Annotated in this window: 21 protein-coding genes and 4 tRNA genes; 11 read left to right on the top strand and 14 right to left on the bottom strand. The window is 42.3% G+C overall.

All coding sequences use genetic code 11. The features are described 5' to 3' along the window. From LPA49_RS11970 to murB, 8 genes are all read right to left on the bottom strand, one after another. Positions 1–299, bottom strand: a 299-nt coding sequence (locus LPA49_RS11970; protein ID WP_230236577.1) for a GTP-binding protein, incomplete at its 3' end; no start/stop codon positions are given. A gap of 136 nt (positions 300–435) precedes the next feature. After that, a tRNA-Thr gene (locus LPA49_RS11965) sits at positions 436–511 on the bottom strand. Positions 512–523: 12 nt separating this feature from the next. Next, positions 524–598, bottom strand: a tRNA-Gly gene (locus tag LPA49_RS11960). Between the two features lie 44 nt (positions 599–642). Further along, positions 643–727 (bottom strand) — tRNA-Tyr (locus LPA49_RS11955). A 40-nt stretch (positions 728–767) separates the two neighbouring features. Then, positions 768–843, bottom strand: a tRNA-Thr gene (locus LPA49_RS11950). 117 nt (positions 844–960) lie between these two features. Then, complete coding sequence (locus LPA49_RS11945) at positions 961–1,659, bottom strand: type III pantothenate kinase (protein WP_074989484.1); 699 nt, start codon at positions 1,657–1,659, stop codon at positions 961–963. Further along, entirely contained in the window at positions 1,656–2,648 is a 993-nt protein-coding gene (gene birA / locus LPA49_RS11940; RefSeq protein WP_074989485.1) for a bifunctional biotin--[acetyl-CoA-carboxylase] ligase/biotin operon repressor BirA, read from the bottom strand. The genes LPA49_RS11945 and birA overlap by 4 nt, the downstream gene beginning before the upstream one ends. Next, entirely contained in the window at positions 2,645–3,655 is a 1,011-nt protein-coding gene (murB, locus tag LPA49_RS11935; protein WP_180311221.1) for a UDP-N-acetylmuramate dehydrogenase, read from the bottom strand. Before murB ends, birA begins: the two co-directional genes overlap by 4 nt. Positions 3,656–3,801: 146 nt before the next feature. On the opposite strand from murB, the gene LPA49_RS11930 reads away from it, so the two are divergent. Next, positions 3,802–5,646 carry a M1 family metallopeptidase gene (locus tag LPA49_RS11930; protein WP_036973488.1) on the top strand — a complete coding sequence of 615 codons (1,845 nt, stop codon included), beginning with the start codon at positions 3,802–3,804 and terminating at the stop codon, positions 5,644–5,646. Between the two features lie 56 nt (positions 5,647–5,702). Here LPA49_RS11930 and LPA49_RS11925 read toward each other — a convergent pair whose 3' ends face one another. Next, positions 5,703–6,326, bottom strand: a complete 624-nt coding sequence (locus tag LPA49_RS11925; RefSeq protein ID WP_180311222.1) for a DUF2057 domain-containing protein — start codon at positions 6,324–6,326, stop codon at positions 5,703–5,705. A gap of 103 nt (positions 6,327–6,429) precedes the next feature. Here LPA49_RS11925 and LPA49_RS11920 point away from each other — a divergent pair, with 103 nt between their 5' ends. The 3 genes from LPA49_RS11920 to LPA49_RS11910 all read left to right on the top strand — a co-directional run bounded on the left by LPA49_RS11920 (position 6,430) and on the right by LPA49_RS11910 (position 9,954). Next, on the top strand, positions 6,430–6,801 hold the full coding sequence (locus LPA49_RS11920; protein WP_065979446.1) for a histidine triad nucleotide-binding protein: 372 nt from the start codon (positions 6,430–6,432) through the stop codon (positions 6,799–6,801). A 230-nt stretch (positions 6,802–7,031) separates the two neighbouring features. Further along, entirely contained in the window at positions 7,032–7,688 is a 657-nt protein-coding gene (locus LPA49_RS11915; RefSeq protein ID WP_036973496.1) for a response regulator transcription factor, read from the top strand. Between the two features lie 109 nt (positions 7,689–7,797). Continuing rightward, positions 7,798–9,954, top strand: a complete 2,157-nt coding sequence (locus tag LPA49_RS11910) for an ATP-binding protein (protein WP_180311223.1) — start codon at positions 7,798–7,800, stop codon at positions 9,952–9,954. Between the two features lie 120 nt (positions 9,955–10,074). Here the strand turns inward: LPA49_RS11910 and LPA49_RS11905 are convergent, their stop codons facing one another. From LPA49_RS11905 to LPA49_RS11895, 3 genes are read right to left on the bottom strand one after another with little or no spacing between them, the layout of a single operon-like run. Continuing rightward, positions 10,075–11,490: a mannose-1-phosphate guanylyltransferase/mannose-6-phosphate isomerase gene (locus LPA49_RS11905; protein WP_180311224.1), complete on the bottom strand. Its 1,416-nt coding sequence runs from the start codon at positions 11,488–11,490 to the stop codon at positions 10,075–10,077. A 56-nt stretch (positions 11,491–11,546) separates the two neighbouring features. Beyond that, positions 11,547–12,320 carry an amidohydrolase gene (locus LPA49_RS11900; RefSeq protein ID WP_180311225.1) on the bottom strand — a complete coding sequence of 258 codons (774 nt, stop codon included), beginning with the start codon at positions 12,318–12,320 and terminating at the stop codon, positions 11,547–11,549. Then, on the bottom strand, positions 12,308–13,450 hold the full coding sequence (locus tag LPA49_RS11895; RefSeq protein WP_180311226.1) for a methionine aminotransferase: 1,143 nt from the start codon (positions 13,448–13,450) through the stop codon (positions 12,308–12,310). Before LPA49_RS11895 ends, LPA49_RS11900 begins: the two co-directional genes overlap by 13 nt. A 99-nt stretch (positions 13,451–13,549) precedes the next feature. On the opposite strand from LPA49_RS11895, the gene LPA49_RS11890 reads away from it, so the two are divergent. The 6 genes from LPA49_RS11890 (at position 13,550) to LPA49_RS11865 (ending at position 17,995) form a co-directional block, all read left to right on the top strand. Beyond that, positions 13,550–14,167 carry a methylthioribulose 1-phosphate dehydratase gene (locus tag LPA49_RS11890; protein WP_036973502.1) on the top strand — a complete coding sequence of 206 codons (618 nt, stop codon included), beginning with the start codon at positions 13,550–13,552 and terminating at the stop codon, positions 14,165–14,167. Next, the gene (gene mtnC / locus LPA49_RS11885) at positions 14,164–14,850 is read left to right on the top strand and encodes an acireductone synthase (protein WP_036973505.1); all 687 of its coding nucleotides are present in this window, start codon (positions 14,164–14,166) and stop codon (positions 14,848–14,850) included. Before LPA49_RS11890 ends, mtnC begins: the two co-directional genes overlap by 4 nt. Continuing rightward, positions 14,847–15,389, top strand: coding sequence for an acireductone dioxygenase (locus LPA49_RS11880; RefSeq protein ID WP_180311227.1), 543 nt, complete (start codon positions 14,847–14,849; stop codon positions 15,387–15,389). Before mtnC ends, LPA49_RS11880 begins: the two co-directional genes overlap by 4 nt. 1 nt (position 15,390) lies before the next feature. Continuing rightward, positions 15,391–15,732, top strand: a complete 342-nt coding sequence (locus tag LPA49_RS11875; RefSeq protein WP_180311228.1) for a gamma-glutamylcyclotransferase family protein — start codon at positions 15,391–15,393, stop codon at positions 15,730–15,732. Between the two features lie 98 nt (positions 15,733–15,830). Beyond that, positions 15,831–16,385 carry a winged helix-turn-helix domain-containing protein gene (locus LPA49_RS11870; RefSeq protein WP_180311229.1) on the top strand — a complete coding sequence of 185 codons (555 nt, stop codon included), beginning with the start codon at positions 15,831–15,833 and terminating at the stop codon, positions 16,383–16,385. Then, positions 16,373–17,995 (top strand): hypothetical protein, encoded by a 1,623-nt coding sequence (locus LPA49_RS11865; RefSeq protein ID WP_180311230.1) that lies wholly within the window; start codon positions 16,373–16,375, stop codon positions 17,993–17,995. The genes LPA49_RS11870 and LPA49_RS11865 overlap by 13 nt, the downstream gene beginning before the upstream one ends. On the opposite strand, the gene mtnA is transcribed toward LPA49_RS11865, so the two are convergent. Beyond that, positions 17,996–19,021, bottom strand: a complete 1,026-nt coding sequence (gene mtnA, locus LPA49_RS11860) for an S-methyl-5-thioribose-1-phosphate isomerase (RefSeq protein WP_180311231.1) — start codon at positions 19,019–19,021, stop codon at positions 17,996–17,998. A 133-nt stretch (positions 19,022–19,154) separates the two neighbouring features. On the opposite strand from mtnA, the gene mtnK reads away from it, so the two are divergent. Then, a complete protein-coding gene (mtnK, locus tag LPA49_RS11855; RefSeq protein WP_075594210.1) occupies positions 19,155–20,372 on the top strand; it encodes an S-methyl-5-thioribose kinase in 1,218 nt (405 codons plus the stop codon). A gap of 54 nt (positions 20,373–20,426) precedes the next feature. Here mtnK and LPA49_RS11850 read toward each other — a convergent pair whose 3' ends face one another. Next, positions 20,427–21,911, bottom strand: coding sequence for an FMN-binding glutamate synthase family protein (locus tag LPA49_RS11850; RefSeq protein ID WP_065979454.1), 1,485 nt, complete (start codon positions 21,909–21,911; stop codon positions 20,427–20,429). Positions 21,912–21,914: the final 3 nt, after the last annotated feature.

The following is a 21,914-nucleotide window of genomic DNA, read 5'->3' as shown; positions in this document are numbered from 1 at the left end:
TCCATTTGAGCAGCACCAGTGATCATGTTTTTAACATAATCGGCGTGTCCTGGACAGTCTACGTGTGCGTAGTGACGAGTCGGTGTATCGTACTCAACGTGTGAAGTTGAGATTGTGATACCACGCTCACGCTCTTCTGGAGCGTTATCGATTGATGCGAAGTCTTTAGCTGTACCACCGTATACTTTTGCAAGTACGTTAGTGATTGCTGCAGTTAGGGTAGTTTTACCGTGGTCAACGTGGCCGATTGTACCAACGTTTACGTGCGGTTTTACGCGTTCAAACTTTTCTTTTGCCATGACGGAACCTATCAGTTTTGTGTATCTAGATTACATATGAAAATAATCCACCGAGGGTAGATTAATTTAATTTTTTCAAATTTCAAATAGTTTTTTCTGACAGATAAAGGGAGATAATAAGATAAGTTCTCGATACTGGTGCTGATAGGCAGATTTGAACTGCCGACCTCACCCTTACCAAGGGTGCGCTCTACCAACTGAGCTATATCAGCAACACCAGAGTCTGGAGCGGGCAGCGGGAATCGAACCCGCATCATCAGCTTGGAAGGCTGAGGTAATAGCCATTATACGATGCCCGCATAGGAAACTGTTCTTAAACTACCTCTAACCGTCAAGAATAAAGTGGTGGAGGGAGCTGGATTCGAACCAGCGAAGGCTGAGCCGTCAGATTTACAGTCTGATCCCTTTGGCCGCTCGGGAACCCCTCCACGAAAATTCTTTACTAAGTCACTTCCGGTAAAAGGAAAGTGGTGCCGACTATCCGAGTTGAACGGATGACCTACTGATTACAAGTCAGTTGCTCTACCAACTGAGCTAAGTCGGCACTGCTTTAGTACGGGGCGAGATTCTAAGGTAAGGTTTATTGGGATGCAACAATAAAATTAAAAAAAGTGTGAATTTATGTGTTAAACGCTCACAATTCAGGCAAATCCACGGTTTTTTACTGTTTTATTGTTAATTCACGCCAATAATTCAGTCCTTTAAAAACCAAAACACTATCAAATTGACTGCCAGAAAATAGATCAGCAAGTAATTTTCCATAGCCACCGGCAAATAATAAACAACAATTTTGCTGATCAACATGCTGAACAGCTTGCTCAATTGCCCCCATTGTCGCAACGAGCGCGCCATTTTTTAAACCATTAGGTGTATTACACCCTAAATCGGTGGCAAAAGGGGTGTGCTCATCGTCAAAAACGCGCTGAGTATTTTGCGTTAATGAGCGGGTCATTAAATCGAGCCCAGGCACAATCCAACCACCTAAGTGCTGACCCTCTTTATTCAATACATCAATTGTGGTCGCTGTCCCCGCATCAACAATAACACAATCTTTCTCTGGGTATTCAGTGTATGCAGCGATGACAGTAAGCCAGCGATCGATCCCCAAATTTTGATACTGCTTATAAGCACAGGTTAATGTTGCAAGCTCAGCGGTTACTTTAGCTTCGAAATAAGGAATTGCATGTTGTTGTGCCTGCGCAAATAGTGGCATAAGTCGTTCTGTGCTCCCCACACACGCATAAACCATGTCTGTAACATGCGACCATGGAATGGCATTGAGCTCACATGCTTGATAACGCTCATTATCAAAAAGTACGGCCTTAATTGCCGTATTACCCACATCGACCAATAATCTCATAGTTCAGCCTTACGCAGTGATATTTCACCACCGTAATAACTTTTAACCTCACCATCTTGGCGAATGCGAACGCCGCCTTGGTGATCAATCCCCTCACATATACCGCGCCAACTTCGATGGCCTGTATTGAGCTCCACACATTGACCTGCAAATGCGTTTAACTGATTCCATTGTTTATACATGTCATTTAAACCTGTTTGACGGTATTGCGCCAAACGTTGCTCAAGGTAAAAGCACAGATACGCCACGAGTTTATTTTTCTCAAGGCCTTTTACATGTTGGCTCAAGTCTGTCCATGCTTGATCAATATGCTGGCTGACACTGTCTGGCATATGCACGTTTATACCTATGCCGATAACCAACTGACATGGTCCTTGAGGTTGACCATCAAGCTCAACCAACACACCCGCTAGTTTTTTTCCGTCTAAATAAATGTCGTTTGGCCACTTTAACTCCACATCCAGTTGATAAAGTGCCTTTAAGGTATCGTATACCGCAAGTCCAACAGCAATCGACACACCCATTGCAGCTTGTAAGCCATCGTCTAGACGCCAAAAGTAGCTAAAATATAAGTTTGCACCAAATGGCGATTGCCAAACCCGACCTCGTCTGCCTCGTCCTGCTTGCTGCATTTCTGCAACGAGTACAGTGCCAGAGTCTAATGGGGTGTCACTCTGAATACGGCGCATTAACTCGCTATTGGTCGAATCAATAATTGACTGCACTTCAACGCATGCGGTATTTCCACCAAGCTCAGCATAATAGTCATTAATTTTACTTCTATGCAAAAGCCCCGCGCTATTATTCAGGCGGTAGCCTTTCCCTGTCACTTTAAAAATATCCAATCCCATTTCTTGTAACGAGTGAATATGTTTTCCAACTGCGGCCCTGCTAATTCCTAGCTGCTCACCTAATTGCTGACCCGAAATAAAACCACCTGAATTGAGCGCATTTAAAATTGCGAGTTTATTTCCATCTGGCGCCTTCATATTTGTGACTCCAAGTGAATATGACATTCGTGATCGGCATTCATTAAGCGCACTTCATGTTGCAAAGCAATGTGGTATTTTTGCCACACGTGTTGTTGCACATAATTCACCATGGCAATCAGGTCATCGCCGGTGCTGTTGCCATGATTAACTAACACCAAAGCTTGCTGCTGATGTACTTCAACGCCCGCAATACGGTGACCTTTTAAGCCAGCCTGTTCAATTAACCAACCTGCAGCTACTTTGTGGTGTTGTGCGTCGACAAAATAATGGGGCATATCTGGGTATTTTTTTAATAAGTCAGCGAGTTGCTCATTGCTAATCACAGGGTTTTTAAAAAAGCTACCTGCATTAGCAAGTTCACTTGGGTTAGGTAACTTACTATTTCGAGTCGCAATAATCTGCTCAAACACCTGTTGCGCAGTCGAGTTATGTAGCTGTTGCAGTGGCCCATAATGTAATATTGGCTGCCATTGTTTGGGTAAGGTTAGCCCGACTTTCGTGATCACTGCTTTATTTTTAAGTGCATGTTTGAATATCGAATCACGGTAGCCAAACAGGCACTGTTCTTTGCTTAAACGGTTAATACTCGCAGATGCAATATCGAAGTACTCTACATAGCTAATAAACTTTTCAAGCTCGACACCATAAGCACCAATATTTTGCACCGGGGCTGCACCTACCGTACCGGGGATCAGCGCTAAGTTTTCAAGCCCAGGCATATCGTTGGCAATCGTCATGCTCACTAATTGATGCCAATTTTCACCTGCAGCAACATGTAAAAGGAAATGATCGTTTAGCTCTTCAATTTCAATCCCTTTAGTGGCCATATAGATTACCGTCCCTTGGTAGTCGGTTAAAAATACCGTATTACTACCCTCGCCTAAAATACAAAACGGTGCAGAGAAATCGGTATTAACGAGCTGCTCTACGTCATCTATTTGATGGAAATGCTGACAATGGCTTGGCAATGAAAAGGTATGAAAAGGTTGCAGGGACTGAGCCACAAAACGCCTCAAAGGTTACCGGTAACTAATCGCATTAGTGTAACCTATCATCGCAAAATACGCATCAGATTGTAAAAATCACTCAACCCACTGTATTAATCATGTTATAAAACGGGTTCTTTTTTCATTTGTGTTCCAAGGTTATTATGAAGTTTAAACCATTATTTTTAAGTCTTGCTATGGCAGGCGCATGCTCTCAAGCAACTGCTGACGCAATTAGCCAGCACACCTATGCAAACTTAGATGACGTAACAACCACTCACCTATTACTAGATTTAGATGTTGATTTTGATGACAAGCAACTAGAAGGGTTTGTTGAGCATACGCTAGATTGGCACAATGCTAGCAGCAAAACTCTGGTACTTGATACTCGCGATTTAGATATCGACAAAGTTATGTATCAAGATAAAAAAGGCGGCTGGCACAAAGCCGACTTCACTCTTGCGGCACGCGATGACGTAAAGGGCTCAAAATTAACAATTAAATTTAAAAGCCAAGCGGTTAAAGCTCGTATTTACTACAATAGCCGCCCAGAAGCCTCAGGATTACAATGGTTAACGCCTGAGCAAACAGCCAGTAAATCACACCCATTCATGTACAGCCAATCACAAGCTATTCATGCGCGTAGTTGGATACCTGTGCAAGACACACCAGCAATGCGTGTTACGTATTCTGCGCGTATTCATACACCTAAAGATATTCGCGCAGTCATGAGTGCAGACAATAAAGATGCGTTGTACAAAGATGGTGATTACTTATTCGATATGCCACAACCTATTTCGCCATACTTAATCGCGATAGGGGCTGGTAACTTAGAATTTAAAGCCATGTCTAAGCAGACAGGTATTTTTGCTGAGCCAACAATTTTAGATGCGTCGGTTGCTGAGTTCAACGACACACAAGCAATGATCGACAAAACTAACGCCATGTACGGTGAATATGCTTGGGGGCGTTATGACTTATTAATGCTTCCACCTAGCTTCCCATTTGGCGGTATGGAGAACCCACGTTTATCGTTTATCACCCCCACCGTTGTTGCAGGCGATAAGAGCTTAGTTAACCTAATCGCTCACGAACTCGCACACTCATGGTCGGGTAACTTAGTGACGAACGCAACATGGGAAGATTTATGGTTAAACGAAGGCTTTACCTCTTATGTTGAAAACCGCATCATGGAAGAAGTTTTTGGTCGTGACCGTGCAATCATGGAGCAAGCTTTAGATGCAGCAGGTCTGCGTGCTTTACTTAAAACACTTCCTGCTCCAGACACGCGCCTAAACTTAAAGCTTAATGGCCGTGATCCTGACGACGCATTCAGCTCAGTGCCTTATACTAAAGGGCAGCTGTTTCTTATTTACCTAGAGAACAAATTTGGTCGCGATAAATTTGACCCATTTGTAAAAGGTTATTTCGACGAGTTTGCATTTAAGTCACTCACGACAGCCCAATTTGTTACTTACATAAAAGCAAACCTTATCGACAAGTATCCAGGCGTAGTAAGCATGGATAAAGTAAACGAGTGGATTTTTGAGCCAGGGTTACCAACTGATGCTCCTAACCCAACATCTGATGCATTTGATAAAGTCGATACAGTGACAAAAACATGGTTAAACAATGAGATCGATGCAGCAGAATTGCCGACTGCTGAATGGACAGTGCATGAGTGGTTACATTTCCTCAATAACCTCCCTCGCGATTTAAGCATTGAGAAAATGACTGAGCTTGATAAACAATTCAACTTAACTCAATCAACCAATGCTGAGCGTGCATTTGCATGGTTTATGCTGGCTGTAGGCAATGGCTATCAGCCTATTTACCCTGCTTTGGACAAGCACTTGTCTGGTATTGGCCGCCGTAAATTAATAGTGCCACTTTATAAAGCACTGATTAAAAACGGCAAAAGAGACTGGGCGCACGATGTGTACTTAAAAGCACGTCCGGGTTATCACCCGCTAGCACAAGGTACCGTTGACGACTTATTTTCAAAATAAGACGCTTCTAAATGTAAAAAGGCGCTGAATATCAGCGCCTTTTTTAACTCTCAATACTATTGACTTACTTTTTGTAAAAACGCTCGGCGCTCTTCTGGGCTAGCTTGTTGCCACCAAAATTCCAACATGGCTGCTGCATTTGGCATTTTTTTCAATCCAGCCTGACCACCAGACACGTTTGCAGGCAGGGTGACTGGTGCCGCGGTCGCCGGTTTGTTCTTTGCAGCAACAACGGGAGCCTCCGCAACCGCCTGCACAGGAGCCGAAGCCGCTCGGTAATTCACAATTGATAAAGGCATAGCCAGTTCACTGCCTTTGGCTTTTAGGCTCACTTGCGGTGACTCAGCAAACACTTCAGCAGCAACGGCATTACTCGCACGATTAAACACTAAATCATAGTTTTTGCCTTGTTCAACCGTCACTTCAACCCAAAATGGTTCGGATTCAACGACTTGATGATCATCGTAGCCTTGTTCGTAAAGATCTGTGTACTTCAGTTTTAACTGATATGTTCCAGGAGCAAGCTCAACATCGTCAACACGACTAAAAAATGATTGTTCAATAAGACGGTCACCTACTTGCAAAGGGACAAATTCCTCAGGAAAGTGGATTGTCTCAGCTAAACTACTGATACTATTGAATAGCATTAACGCACTACTTAGTAATACTAACTTACGCATGATCACTCCTTGGTTGTTCATTTGCGACAGTTTCAGTTTGACACTGCAAATAAAGTTTGTCATTAGTGAGCGGGTAATTAAGCCAATTTTAAAAGAGGTAAATATGAGCCAAGAGACTATTTTTACAAAAATTATTAATCGTGAGATCCCTGCGGATATCATCTATGAAGATGAGCAGTCACTTGCCTTTAAAGACATTAACCCACAAGCCCCCTTTCATGTTTTGATCATTCCTAAAACACCCATTGCGACCATAAATGATATCAGTGAAGAACATGCTCCTTTGGTAGGTCATCTTTATGTCGTAGCCGCAAAACTTGCAAAGCAGTTTGGTTTTAGTGACGACGGCTTTCGTGTGGTTATGAACTGTAATGATCATGGCGGTCAAACCGTGTACCATATACATCTACATATGTTAGCTGGTAAAGAAATGGGTTGGCCTCCTTATCAGGACAAGAAAAAACAAAATATCTAGCACTTTGCTATGTAAAAAGTTGTAAAAAGTCGAACTAATATACTATTATTGATTATTGTGAATATATATCAGCTAGTTAACATATTTAGTTACGTTAACTAACTGTATTTTTTGAAACAAAATAGACACAAACTGTACTTTTCCTGCATAAGACTCAGAAATTTCTAATACGAAAGGGGTGGATTGCATGGTAGGATGAATCAGTCAACTTTATTCAAGAGTGTATAAATATGAGTAGTTCAGCTTTTTTATTATTAGATCCAGAACCAATTAACACGATTGGTGTTAACGTATTGGAGCCGTTGTTAAAAACACAAGGTCTAACTGTTACATCTGGGACTGATATATCTGAAGTGCCAGAAGGTACACGCTTATTATTCATCGAAACATCGAGCACAGATGCCTGGGGTAAATTAAAAGAACAACTAGTTAACCTACGCATTAAGTGCGATATTGTACTATTCAATCTTGACGAAAACCCAGAGATTGCTAACCGTGCACTATTAAGTGGTATTCGTGGTGTTTTTTACACGACTGATAACGCTGATGTATTGATGAAAGGCATTCGTTTATTGCTTGAAGATCAATTGTGGTACCGCCGCGAAATAATGTGCAATGCTTTAAACCGCATGCTGCAATTTAATAAAGATGCCCTGCACAAACTAACTGACGGTAATATCGAGCCTGTTAAGCTAACTAAACGCGAAAAAGCCATCATCTCATTGATGAGCAAAGGTTCGAAAAATAAAGAGATTGCTGAAGATTTAAGTATCAGCCCACACACTGTTAAAACGCACCTTTATAGTGCATTCAGAAAAACGAAATGCCGAAATCGCATCGAGCTTTTATCGTGGGCACAGCAAAATATCCCAGACGAAATACGCTAAACTCTCTTCTTTAAAAAAACAGACGCACAATGCGTCTGTTTTTGTTTCTAGTTGCTAAACACCCAAATAGACTTTATGCTCGAAGATGTTCGTAATCCTCGGAAAAGCCATGCTCGATTCAGTCACCTTATACTACACAAGTGCAGCCATGATGGCGGTAATGACACTCCTTAACTATTTGACATGGCGAGCAAATAAAAGCATTCCGGGCACCTTGCTCTATATTTTCTATCCTTTAGTGATGTTCACTTCAGTGCTGAGTTTTGCACTTCTCGGTCATATCAATGATATTGCAAGTATCACCATTGCAAACTCCTTATTATTCAGTGCTTCTATTATTCATGTACTCGCTATTTGTCAGTTCTTAAATGCCAAGTGTATAGGGTTTAGAGCATTTATAGGGATAACCGGGGTATTAGCACTCAGCATGATCTATTTAGCGACAGACAATGCTGAGCTTAGAAACCGGATTTTAGTATCTGATTTACAACACATTATTGAGGCCTTGTTTCTACTTGCCTTATTCATTCGCAATGGCCGCAAAAGTTACCCGAATGGCAGCATTGTTTATATCTTAATATTAACCATTATTCTTGCCATATTTACAGGCAGAACACTGATGATGGGCGATGTCAGCACAGCTAATTTACTTTCCGAAAATTGGTTTAGTATCACCCTATTCATTAATGGGGTGATTGCACCGATGTTTTATGCCACAGGCATGGCAATTTTGTGTAATGAACGCCGCGAGCAACACCTCAACCAGCTTACTGAAAAAGCACATAAAGATCTTGAAATTCGCGGCTTATTCTTATCAACCATTAGTCATGAAATTCGCACTCCCCTCAATGGCATACTGGGAAGCGCTCAACTGATCATGAATCAGTCGAGCGACCCGCGAGATAAACCATACTGTGAAGCCATTATTAATTCAGCAGAGTCACTGAACTTACTGGTCGACAAAGTGCTCGACTATGCAAGCCTAGATCAGCGCGATGAAGCCCTCTACGAAGAAGATGTCGAATTTAAAACATGGTTAAACAACTTATGCTTATTACTCAGTCCGCTTGCAGAACAAAAGCACCTGAAATTTGAGCTGATTTACGATTTACCCGAACAGGCTTGCTACTATTGTGACCAGCAAAAGCTTAGACAAGTAATTATTAACCTTGTTGGCAATGCAATTAAATTTACTGATAAAGGCTCTGTAAAAATCCACGTCAAACTGCTCAATGAAGGGCAGCTAGACCATGTCGTTCGGATCAGTGTGATTGATTCAGGCCCAGGTATCGAAGATGAAGAAATCATCTACCTAACCGAACCTTATGTTCAAAGCAGTGCAGGAAAAGAAAAAGGTGGCACAGGCCTTGGCCTTGCTATTACAAGTCGCCTTCTCGAAAAGCTCGGTAGTAAGCTCAACATAAGTAGTGAGCTTAACAAAGGCAGTGTTTTTAGTTTTGATATCACACTCACAATTGGTGAACTTAGTCTTGTTGAGCAACGTCATCAATCGAAAGATTATGTGACCGGTTTAGATGTTTTGTTAGTAGAAGATCTCGACTTAAATCAAAAAATTGCCATTGAATTTATGGCCGATGACGAGCATAAAATAAAACTCGCAAAAGACGGTAACAGCGCAATTGAGCTGATGCAAAAACATCATTTTGATGTGGTACTACTGGATATGAATTTGCCCGACCTGACAGGTCAAGAAGTATTAAAAAAACTAAAAAATATCGACCATTTAAATCAACGCACGCCAGTCCTCGCTTTCACTGCGAGTCTGAGCCCCGATGAAATAAAAGAATACTTAGCGTTGGGGATTAAAGATATTGTCGGTAAGCCAATTAAACAACAAAAGCTGCGCCAAGCATTGAGCGACTCGCAAACAAATCAAGCTGCCAGCATTGCCGTCGAGCTGCGTGACACCTTATATGACGAAACAGCAGCAGCTGCACTCATTAGCTCATTTAATGAAGATGAAGTGTCTTCTATTTATAATGAATTTGTTCTCTCGGCGCGGAATAAACTGATACGAAGCCAACAACTTGTTGAAAATGATAAAGATCAATGTATTAAACTACTGCATCGCCAAGCAAGTACCGCCTTACAGCTCGGCTTTAATCGTTACGGCTTAGAGCTGAAAAAGATCGAGCGTAAGTTACTCGATAATAAGCCCCTTAAAGAGTCGCTGACCGATGCCCTAGTACTTTGGCAAGACAGCCTACAAGCCTACTTAAACCATGTGAGAAGTGAGCTAGGTTAGTGAGTTTAGATTAACAAGGTAAATCTGCCCTTACAGATGGTAATACTCTTTTTGTTTCATTACGCCGAGAATTAAATCATCCGCTCATTCGACTAACGACTGACCTCTGAGGCTTAACAATTACTCTCTCCCATATTCATCTTCAAACCGTTCGATATCACTTTCATCAAGTATCGCCCCGGTTTGTACTTCAATGACAATGAGGGGCTCATCATGACAATTGGCAAGGCTATGAATTTGCTGGGCGGCAATATAACAAGACTGATCGGCACCGAGTTCAAACTTATCATCTCCCACATGTACGCTGGCAATGCCCGAAACCACAACCCAATGCTCGGCACGGTGATGATGACGCTGAGTTGAGAGTTTCGCACCACAATTAACAAAAATTTTCTTAACCTTAAACCCAACACTCTCAACCAAAGTGCGGTAATTGCCCCAAGGTCTGAATACGGCTTGATGGTGCGTCAATTTATCGTTGTCTCGTTGCGCGAGTTGTTTAAGTAATTCAGGCAACTTATCAAGGGCTTTTTTATCTGCGACGAGGGTGGCATCGTGGGTATGTATAATCGCCTTATTGCTAATTCCCAAAGCTGCAATCGTGTGATCAGCTTCACTAATCAGCAAATTATTTTCACTATCAATACTCACTCCCTGCGAGCCCAAATAATTACCAAATTGATCTTTGTTAGCAATTTTTGAAAGGGCTGAGAAGCAGCCCACATCACTCCACGTTAAATCAACAGGAAGCATAGCGACATTTTCACTTCGCTCAAGAATAGCGTAATCAATTGAGTCACTTGGGCATGTTTTCAGTATGTCTGCGTTGGGTCTCAAAAAACCGAGATCTTCAGTAAAATAGGCTGCTTGTGCGATACTACTCGCTATTTTTGGCGCAAACCGTTTTAACTCAGATAAGTACACATCAGCGAAAAATAAAAACATACCGCTATTCCAGCTAAACTCACCACTGGCAATGTATTGCTCAGCAAGTTTAAGCACTGGCTTTTCCTTAAATTCAGCGACTTTGTAACAGCCATCACGGTGCAGTGGTGGGCCTTGGCGAATATAACCATACCCTGTATGCGGCTCCGTTGGGGTAATTGCAAACGTAACGAGTTGCTGAGCCTCTGCCAAGGCTACGGCATCATCTAATCGCGCAAGTAGCTTTTCAAAGTCACAGATATAATGATCTGCAGGCATTACCAATAACGGGCCTAGTAAACCATTTTTCTGCGCATATTCAGCCGCTAACGCAATAGCTGGCGCGGTACTTTTGCCCTCAGGTTCAAGTAAAAGAGTCACATTTTTAGATACGTCTAATGCCTGTGATTTGGCAATAAATCGATGCGCTTCATTACACACTAATATCGGTGCATTAAATTGCGAACCAGTTACCCGCTTTAAGGTGCTTTGCAGTAGCGATTCATCGCTTAGCAAAGGTAAAAATTGCTTAGGCATGGCCTTGCGTGATAACGGCCATAGGCGTGAACCTATGCCACCAGCAAGAATAACAGGGGTAATTTTGCGACTCATGATTGCTTGTAGTTAATAAACCAACCATGAGTTTAACAAATTTTTAGCGATGCGGCTTAGATCAACTGAAATTGATCCGCGTCTAAATACGCAGGAAAAGCACGCCGAAAATCCTCTAATGCGGATATATCAAGGCGCTGAATGATGATACCCGATTGGTTATCATCGAGCGCTGCTAATGTATCCCCTTTAAAATCGTATACTGCAGTGCCGCCATTATGATCAACCTCATTGCCATCTGGCCCAATACGGTTGACACCGACCACATAACAGACATTTTCCATTGCGCGCGCTTTTAATAAGGTATCCCAAACATGGCGACGTGCCGCAGGCCAGTTTGCAACATTCACCATGAGGTCATAGTCATTGCAGTTACGTTGAAAAACAGGGAAGCGTAGGTCGTAACACACCTGCGGTAAAATGCGAAAGCCTTTGATATTGAAAATTTCACGCTGCTTACCCGCCTCAACATAGCGGCCTTCGTTCCCTAAACAGAATAAGTGACGCTTGTCGTAAAACTTTACCTCACCATTTGGCCACACCCAGTAGAAACGATTTGCTTTTTTATCACCGAGAGACACTAATACCGACCCAGCGATGACTGCATTTTTTTGTTTTGCAGTGGCTTGTAACCAGTTAACAACGTCACCTTGCTCAGGCTCGCTACAGTCAAGATTGATGGCAAACCCTGTCGCAAATGTTTCGGGTAACACGATTAAATCAGCCGGCTCAGTTAAACACTCAAGCAGCTCAGAAAAATGCGCAAGATTTGCCTGTTTATCTAGCCAATAAAGTGAGGATTGTACAAGGGCAAGCGTTAAAGCTGACATAAAATCTCCGCGGCACGCAACAGCGTGTCATCATTTTTTGCAAAACATACTCGTATGACCTTATCATTACTTGGGCTGTTGTAAAATACACTAAGCGGTACTGCTGCAACGCCTGCTTGCTCTACCAACCAATGACAAAACTCCACATCATTTAGGTCTGACACATCACTGTAATCAAGCAATAAAAAATATGTGCCTTCACTGGGCAAAAGGGTAAAACGGCTATCTTGTAACGCGTTACTGAGCAAATCACGCTTATGTTGATAAAAATCCGCTAGCCCATCAACATGTTCAGGCTCCAGTTCTAACATATCTGCTAAAGCATGTTGTGCTGGGGTAAAACTTGAAAATGTCACGTATTGATGAATCTTACGAAACTCAATCATCAGCTCAGCGGGGGCAACACAGTAGCCCATTTTCCAGCCTGTGCTGTGGAATGTTTTCCCAAAGCTTGAAATAACAAAGCTGCGTTCAAATAATTCTGTATCCGTGAGCGCACTAACATGTGTAGCACCATCAAAGGTGATGTGTTCATACACTTCATCGCTGATCACGTATAAGTTGTGTGCTTTAACTAAGGCCTTCAGTGCTGCAATGTCGTCAGCTTTAAGTATTTTGCCACTCGGGTTGTGTGGTGTATTGATAATAATAGCGCGCGTTTTTTCGCTCATGACCTCTGCAACCGCGTGCCAATCAATCCGATAATCAGGCGCATGTAAGGCAACATGTACACTGCGTCCCCCTGCTAATTCAATCGCGGGCTGGTACGAATCATAGGCAGGGTCGAACACCACCACTTCATCACCGTCTCTTACCAGCGCTTGAATTGCCACAAATAATGCTTCGGTTGCACCCGATGTCACCGTGACTTGCTGCTCATAATCTATATTGTTATGGTATTTTCTCGCAATCAGTGCTGCTATTTGCTGCTGTAAACGCACAATACCACTTGACGGAGCATATTGATTAACCCCTTCAAGTACATAATTATTTAACTGTTTTTTTAGTAAATCAGGGGCGTCAAATTCAGGAAAGCCCTGAGATAAATTAAGTGCTTGATGCTGATTCGCTAAAGCAGTCATTTGACTAAAAATACTGGTGCCTAAATTCGGCAATTTACTTTCAAACACAGAGGTTCCTTAAAGATGGTTTTGCGCTCGAAGCGATGCTATCATTGCTTAAAACAGATGTATAGCCGTCTAAATAACTTTTAGAAAGTCGAGGAATGTATGCATAACAATACCGCTATTTCAGAACTAATAGAAGCAGGTAAATGGGTAAGCCAACGAGGTTGGGTCCCAGCAACCGGTGGTAATTTTTCAGCCCGCACAGAAACGGGTTATGTCGTCACCGCCAGTGGTTTCGATAAAGGCCAGCTCGGTACACATGCATTTATTGAGTTGGACCACGCAGGCAACCGCACTAAAGGGTCGGGAAAACCCTCGGCAGAAACAGAACTACACTTGAACATGTATAAGCTGATCCCTTCTGCAAAATTTGTTTTACATACCCACTCGGTTGCTGCCACCGTTTTATCTCGCGTCATAAAAGGACATGCCATTAATTTACATGGCTACGAGATGCAAAAGTCACTCAGTGGTGTTACCTCACATTTAGATACGCTAAGCATTCCTATATTCGACAACGATCAAGACATTGATCGCCTAAGTCTATTAGTAAGCGATCATCACCTGCATACGCCAATAGAGCACGCGGTGCTTATTCGCGGCCACGGTCTCTATGTTGTCGGCAGAGACATCAAAGAAGTATTGCGCCATTTAGAAGGGCTGGAGTTTTTATTTAGTTGCGAGCTTGAGCGCCTAAAACTGGAAGGTATCCACGCATGATCAAAGCCATTTTAACTGACATTGAAGGCACTATCACACGCATTTCATTTGTGAAAGATGTGCTATTCCCTTATGCCGCTGAAAAGCTTCCTGCGTTTATTAAAGCACACCAAGACGATCACGATGTCGCGGAACATATTGCGAGTGTAAAAGCACACATTGAACAGCCAGAAGCTGACCTAGAAACGGTGATTAGTACTTTACTTCATTGGATTGAAACGGATCAAAAAGTAACGCCATTAAAACAGTTACAAGGTTTAATTTGGCAAACAGGTTATGAAAATGGTGATTTTACCGGTCACCTTTATCCTGATGCGTACGCTTTTTTAAACGCGCAAAAACAAGCAGGAAGAAGCCTGTATGTTTACTCATCAGGCTCAGTAAAAGCACAGCACCTTATTTTTCAATATTCTGACTATGGTGATGTGAGACCTCTTTTTAGTGATTACTTCGATACCAAAGTGGGCGCAAAACAAGAGCAAAGCGCTTACAACACAATTATCGCTGCACTGCCATTTGACGCCTCTGAGGTGCTATTTTTAAGCGACGTTGCTGCTGAATTAGAGGCAGCTAAAGCGGCAGGTTTACGCACTTTGCACCTTATTCGCGATGGCCAAGACAGTACCAGCGAGCATCCTTATATTAATGATTTTAGTGAATTTAGTGCGGAGTATTTAGCATGAGCCAGTTAACAGTTTTTAATGATAACAATGCCGATGACATCATTTTTCACAGCGACGACTCAAACGCCATAGCAACGAAACTAAATGCAGTGGGTGTACGCTTTGAACAGTGGCAGGCGAATGCACATATTGATGAAACAACCAGCCATGATGCTATTTTAAGTGCGTACGCTCACGACATTGAGCGCTTAAAGCGTGAAGGAGGTTATCAAACTGTTGATGTTATCTCGCTCGCAAAAGGCAACCCTAATGCCGCTGAGTTACGTGGTAAGTTTTTATTTGAACATACCCACAGCGAAGATGAAGTACGCTTTTTTGTAAAAGGCCAAGGGCTTTTTTGTCTGCATGTCGATAATAAAGTATACCAAGTGCTGTGCCAGCAAGGTGACTTAATTTCGGTGCCAGAATTAACCCCTCATTGGTTTGACATGGGCAGCAACCCTGAATTTACTGCTATTCGCTTATTTAATAATACCGAAGGCTGGGTGGCTAAAAGCACAGATTCAGCTATCGCGAATGACTTTCCATTGCTTGATTAATATGGAAAAGCTTTTCTCATACGGCACTTTGCAATATAAACAGGTGCAACTCGATACCTTCGGGCGTTTGCTCGAAGGTCAGTCTGCGACTTTAACAGGGTACATTGTCGGTGAAATTGAAATTACTGATCCTGCGGTGTTAAAAAGCAGTGGCCAGCGTTTTCATCCTGCGTTAATTAAAACAGGTGAAGACTGCGACATTGTGAATGGCACAATTTATTTAATCACCGAACAAGAGTTGGCCCAAGCCGATGACTATGAGGTAGATGACTATCAACGCATTGCAGAAAAATTCCAATGTAATACTTCTGCTTGGTTATATGTTGCAAAAAACGGCCTTTAATTTACAAATATAAAACAAAAAAACCCAATTCAAAAACAACTTCTGGTATCATCACCTCATCAATGCTCAGTACTTAATTATTAGCTAAAGGACTACACATGGGGTCGGTAATTTCACCCTTACGCGATAATATTATTTATGTTGGCGAATGGCAGCTAAACATATCATTGCAAACAATTAATGACGGCGTGCATGCTCGCGAGCTAGAGCCGCTGTTATTTAAGTTACTGTGCTATTTTATTGAACATAATGAACGTATTATTTCTCGCCAAGAGCTGGCGGACAACATTTGGCAGCAAAGCTACGTTGATGATAATGCCATCAATCGAGCGATATCGGAGCTTAGAAAAGCACTCAAATCAGAAAAGCAGCCTGGCCAAAGTATCAAAACACATTACCGTAAAGGGTATAGTTTATTTATTCCTGTCAGCTCAAATAAAACCGAGACAGTCACTACAGAACAGCAAAATCAACATGAATCTTCGAGTGAAGTCGCTGCCGCTGAATCATCTTCACACAGTCATCCCAAAAGAAATGTAAATTGGTCGTGGTCAATTCCCGCCATATTAATAGCAACGCTAATTTGTTTTTTCTGGTTTTTTCAGATAAACCTGCGGCAAGTAGTGAAACCAGACAAACCATGCCTTTTCTAGCATTAGATGCTGACACTATTTCTTGGCATAAAGGCAGTTACTCTCACTTACTACTGCCCCCCGATAAAAGTAAGCTTGCTTATTTGCTCACACCTCTCAAGCAAAATGACATAATGAATATCTATGTAATGGACCTAAAAACCAAAAAAGAGTTTTTAGTTGACTCAGGTGACGCTTATATTCAGGGCTGGTCTGATGATGGTCTGCGCTTATTTTATGTCAAATGTAAACCCGGTGACTATAGTCAGTGCCAACAATGGCAGGCCAGTGACTTTTTTTCTGAAACAATCAAAAAATCCCCCCTGTCGTATCCTTATTCTTCAGGTGATAAGTTAACGCAATACACAGAAGTCGGGGATACCGCTATTTTTCGACGTAATCATTATCGTGGCTTAAGCCAATTATTTGCGCTTTACGCTTATGATAAAAAAACAGCAGAAGAAATCCGCATTACATCACCCAATATTACTGGCACAGGTGATTATTTATTAACGACATTATCAAATCCTGAACGGATTATTTTTGAACGCCACAACACTGGCCAAGCAGAAATTTATATGGCAAACCTAGACGGTAGCTCCATGAAGCTGCTCACGACAAATAACTATAGATCATGGGCTGCCACGTATGATGAACCCAGTAATTCGCTCATTTGGTATAACCGTGCCAATTCGACTATTGAATCATTTTCGTTCGACTCAATGACCCGAGCCCACGCTATTAAAGCCCCCGTTAAAGACGCTAACTACGCTTACCCACTCAACAAAGAGTCGCTGTTAATAAGTACCGATCTGCATGATCTAGATGCCAGTGTTTTTGATTTAAAGACGCAAGAAATGAGCTACATAGCCACCGCTAATAAGCATGAAAATTCTGCTGTAGCGCTTGCAAATGGTGATGTTTATTTTGCCGATACCTATTACGATAAGCGTGAACATTGGCTTAAAACCAATAACCAATATATCCCTATTTCTGATAGGGTTGGCACTGACAATATCATTGTTTCTGCCAATGAAAACAGCACGCGTTTATTGAGTTTCAATAAACACACGCATCAACTCTCACTATTAGATGCCACAGACTTTAAGACAATTAAGCAATGGCAAATACCAGGCCGAATTGTGCTCGCTAAAATACGTAAAAACCGCATTGCGGTAATCTACGCCGATGCAACCACCTTACAAAATCAGTTAATGCTATTGAATACTGTCAATACAGAAACACTCATCAGCACGATTGATACACCCCTTGCTATCGCTTGGCGTAATGATCATCAATTGATTGTGCATGCCAAACACACACAGTTTTTAGAACTTGATAGCCAAACTAATCGCTACCATGAATTACCTATGCCAGATAAGTTGACTGCAATAAAACCGTCAATAGTAACGATGGCGAGTAATGAGCAAACACTGTTTGTCGCCACCTCTGCTGACATTTACAGTGCCGCTTTAGAGGAACTAACGGAAGTGAATACACTGATTAAAATGAAACCGTCTAACTATATTTTGCACCTCAACGCACAAAATGAAAAATTAGCGATTTCATTCGTAACCGCTAATAATCAAAACAGTATTGAGCTTTACACTGAGAAAAGACCCCGCAACTAGTTATTTTAATTGCGTTAATACACCTTGCTCGATATCAGCATACTCGTAAACACCGGTATCTAATACCCAGCCTGTAACCAACTTTGCAGGCGTGACATCAAAAGCAGGGTTATACACTGATGCATTCGTAGGTGCCCACTGTGCTTCACCAAAACTACCGCTCACACCACGTACTTCAGCGGGGCTTCGCTGTTCAATCTCAATATCATCACCACAGGCTGTTTGCGTATCAAGTGTTGTTAGCGGCGCAACCACGTAAAACGGAATATTATGAAAGTGAGCCAATACTGCCAAATTATACGTACCCACTTTATTAGCAAAGTCGCCGTTTGCAGCAATACGATCGGCACCTACAAAAATTTTATCGACCTTACCCGCAGCCATTAAGCTTGCTGCCATATTGTCGCAAATTAACGTGTAAGGTATTTGCCAGCGCTCAAGCTCAAATGCAGTTAATCGGCCCCCTTGCAATAATGGGCGTGTTTCATCAACCCAGACATGCAGATCTCCATGGCGCTGGTGAGCTTTATAAATCACACCTAACGCTGTGCCGACTCCCGCCGTAGCTAATGCTCCAGTATTACAATGAGTAAGAATATTATCGCCTTTAGCAACAAGCTCAGCACCACGCTGTGCCATGCTGTCACACAGCGCAATGTCTTCAAAAAATAACTGCTCAGCCGTGTCTACAACAGCCTCAACATATGCAGGTTGCATTAATGCCTCACGAAGCTGTGCCATACAGTGCATTAAATTCACAGCAGTCGGACGCGTTGCTTCTAATTCATCAATCGCTGAAGCAAGCTCTGCTTTACTCATACCTTGCTCTGCTAAATGAGCAACGAGTACGCTGGCACCTAAGCCAATTAAAGGGGCACCACGAATTTTTAAAGTCAAAATCAGTTCTTTCATCGTTTCAACATCATTGCATACATGCCAATGCTGTTGATGAGGCAATAAGTACTGATCAAGCACAGTTAAGGTATTTTGCTGATATTTAATACTACTCGCGATGAGATCTTGCATAGTGCATCCAGATTACTAATTTGATGAAAGGGTATTTTACATCAGTTTACACAACTAACAAGCTGGATGTATGGACATCTAAACGCTTACAGGTATAGAATGCCCAAAGTTAATAATATTTTGAGATAGAGCCATGGCTAATTACACTGCCTTCACTGCAGAGCATGCTGTTGATTACATTAAAAAACTTACCGAAAGTGAACTCAGTTCAGTGTTTACTCCTAACGCTGAGCTGTCAGCGTACGAGTTCGGCGACGGAAATCTAAACTTAGTTTTCCGGGTCACTGATCAACACAACAACAGTGTAATTTTAAAGCAAGCTTTACCCTATGCTCGCTGCGTGGGTGAGTCATGGCCGTTATCGTTAGACCGTGCGCGTATCGAGGCTGACGTCTTGATAAATCATGGTTCATTATGCCCAGAGCACACCGTAGCCATTTTGCACCACAATGCTGAGCTTGCATTAACCGTGCTGGAAGACTTAGGTCACTTACAAATTTTACGTGGTGCACAAATAAATGCCGAGCAGTTCCCTAAATTAGCCAGTCATGTTGCCCAATATCTCAGTCGCACCGGTTTTTATAACTCCGACTTTTATCTTTCTGCCGACGATAAAAAAGCCAAAGTGAGCCAATTTATCAACCCAGATTTATGTAAGATCACTGAGGACCTCTTTTTCACTGACCCTTATATCGAGCACGAGCGCAATCACTTCCCGGCTGAACTCAATTCGTCAGTGCAACACATTCGTAATAACAACGCGCTAAAACTTGCCGCAGCGAAATTAAAAGCTAGGTTCTTATCGTGTCCGCAAACCTTGTTACACGGCGATATGCACAGCGGCAGTATTTTTGTTGATAACAACACAACCAAGATGATCGACCCAGAGTTTGGCTTTTTTGGCCCAGTTGGTTTCGATATCGGTTCATTTATGGGTAATTTATTACTTAATTACTGCGCGCAAAATGGCCGTATAGCTGAATTAGCAAAGCGTCGCCAATATCAAACGCATTTATTAACATGCTTACAAGACTGCTATAGCCAGTTTGAAGAGCAGTGGTTGAACTTAGCAAGTAATGAGACAACCGATGTAAGCTTTGCTAACCGCGCCTTTACAGAAGATTACTTAAAAAGCGTGTTGCATGATGCCATTGGTTATTGCGGTGCAGAACTTATTCGCCGTACGATTGGCCTTGCCCACGTTGCTGACATTGACGGCATTGAAAACGAGCAAGCACGCTTAGCTGTGCAGCAACAAACCTTAGTGTTAGGCGAGCAATTGATGCTTAACGCAACAAGTTGCGATAATAAAGATGAATTTTTTACCTTATTGATCAGCTTATTAAACTAGTTATTCAGCTACCCAATGAATAAGGCGCTTATCGCGCCTTATTGAATCTCATCATTATTTATTGTAATGCTCATACATTTTATCAAGCGGTTCTGACAACCCATTTTCTTGTACAACACGCACATGGTGGCGCGCAAGTTCTCGGGCGCTCGACACGCCACATGAATGAGCAATTAAGCCTGCACCGTAGTGAATAAACTTATTGTAATTTGCAACTCGCTGCGCTTTGTCTGTCACATCTAAGCCGCGTTGTAATCGCTCATTGTGCGTTGTAATACCGGTCGGGCAAGTATCTTTATTGCATTGTAATGCTTGAATACAGCCTAATGAAAACATATGTCCGCGCGCTGACACAATAAAATCAGCCCCCAAAGCCAATGCCCAAGCCACTTTCGACGGGACGATTAATTTACCCGATGCAATCACTTTTACCCGCTCTCTTAAACCATGTTTTTTCAGCAAATCAACGACCAAAGGTAAGCTTTCTTTTAGAGGTAAACCAACAGAATCCATCAATGGCTGCGGGGCAGCCCCAGTGCCACCATCAGCACTATCAATGGTAATAAAGTCTGGTGCTGACTCAATACCGCGATTGTTAATTTCACTGAATAAGGTTTCAAGCCACGTATACTCACCGATTACTGCTTTAAATCCTGTGGGTTTTCCTGTCGTAGCTCTAACAGTTTCAATCATATCGAGTAAATCAGCAGGTTTTTTTATTTCTGGGTGCCCATTAGGGCTAATCGAATCATGTCCTTCTGGTATGCCACGGATTTTAGCGATTTCTGCGGTGACTTTTCGGCCCGGCAACATGCCACCTTTGCCCGGTTTTGCGCCTTGGCTCATTTTAATTTCGAACATTTTTACTTGCTCATGACTAGCAATCGCTTTGAGTTTTTCGAGGCTCAGTTTGCCCTGCTCATCTCTGACACCATATTTTGCCGTACCAATCTGAAATACAATATCAGCTCCTCCTTCCAGATGATAAGGACTCAACCCCCCTTCACCTGTATTCATCCAGCATCCCGCGAGTTTTGCGCCTCGAGATAAAGCGCGAACAGCCGGTTTTGAAAGTGCTCCAAAGCTCATGCCCGAAATATTAAATAATGCATTGGTAGAATAAGGTTTTTCACAATAGGGTCCCAAGGTGACATGACTAGGTTCGAGTGCCTCTTCATCGAGCGTCGGAAATGCACAGTTCATGAACATCACAGTGCCTGTGGCTTCTAAGCTTTGAGTGGAACCAAATGCCGTAGTACGGTCAACATTTTTTGCTGCTCGGTAGACCCAACTTCGATCGGCACGGTTAAACGGAAGCTCCTCTCTGTCCATCGCAAAAAAATACTGGCGAAAAAACTCACCTTGGCGTTCAAAAAAGTAACGAAAACGCCCTATCACAGGGTAATTACGACGAATAGCCTGTTTCGACTGCGTCACATCACTAATGTAAAAACAGATGATTACCAACAGCCCTATCCCTAACGCAAAGATAAACAAGCTGGCAAATACATCGATACTAAAAATTATAAAATCACTCATTCA

The organism is Pseudoalteromonas sp. MB41 (assembly GCF_020966275.1).
Classification (GTDB): Bacteria; Pseudomonadota; Gammaproteobacteria; order Enterobacterales; family Alteromonadaceae; genus Pseudoalteromonas; species Pseudoalteromonas lipolytica.
The sequence above is the reverse complement of the archived record's forward strand: the minus strand, read 5'-3'. Positions and strand labels throughout refer to the sequence as shown.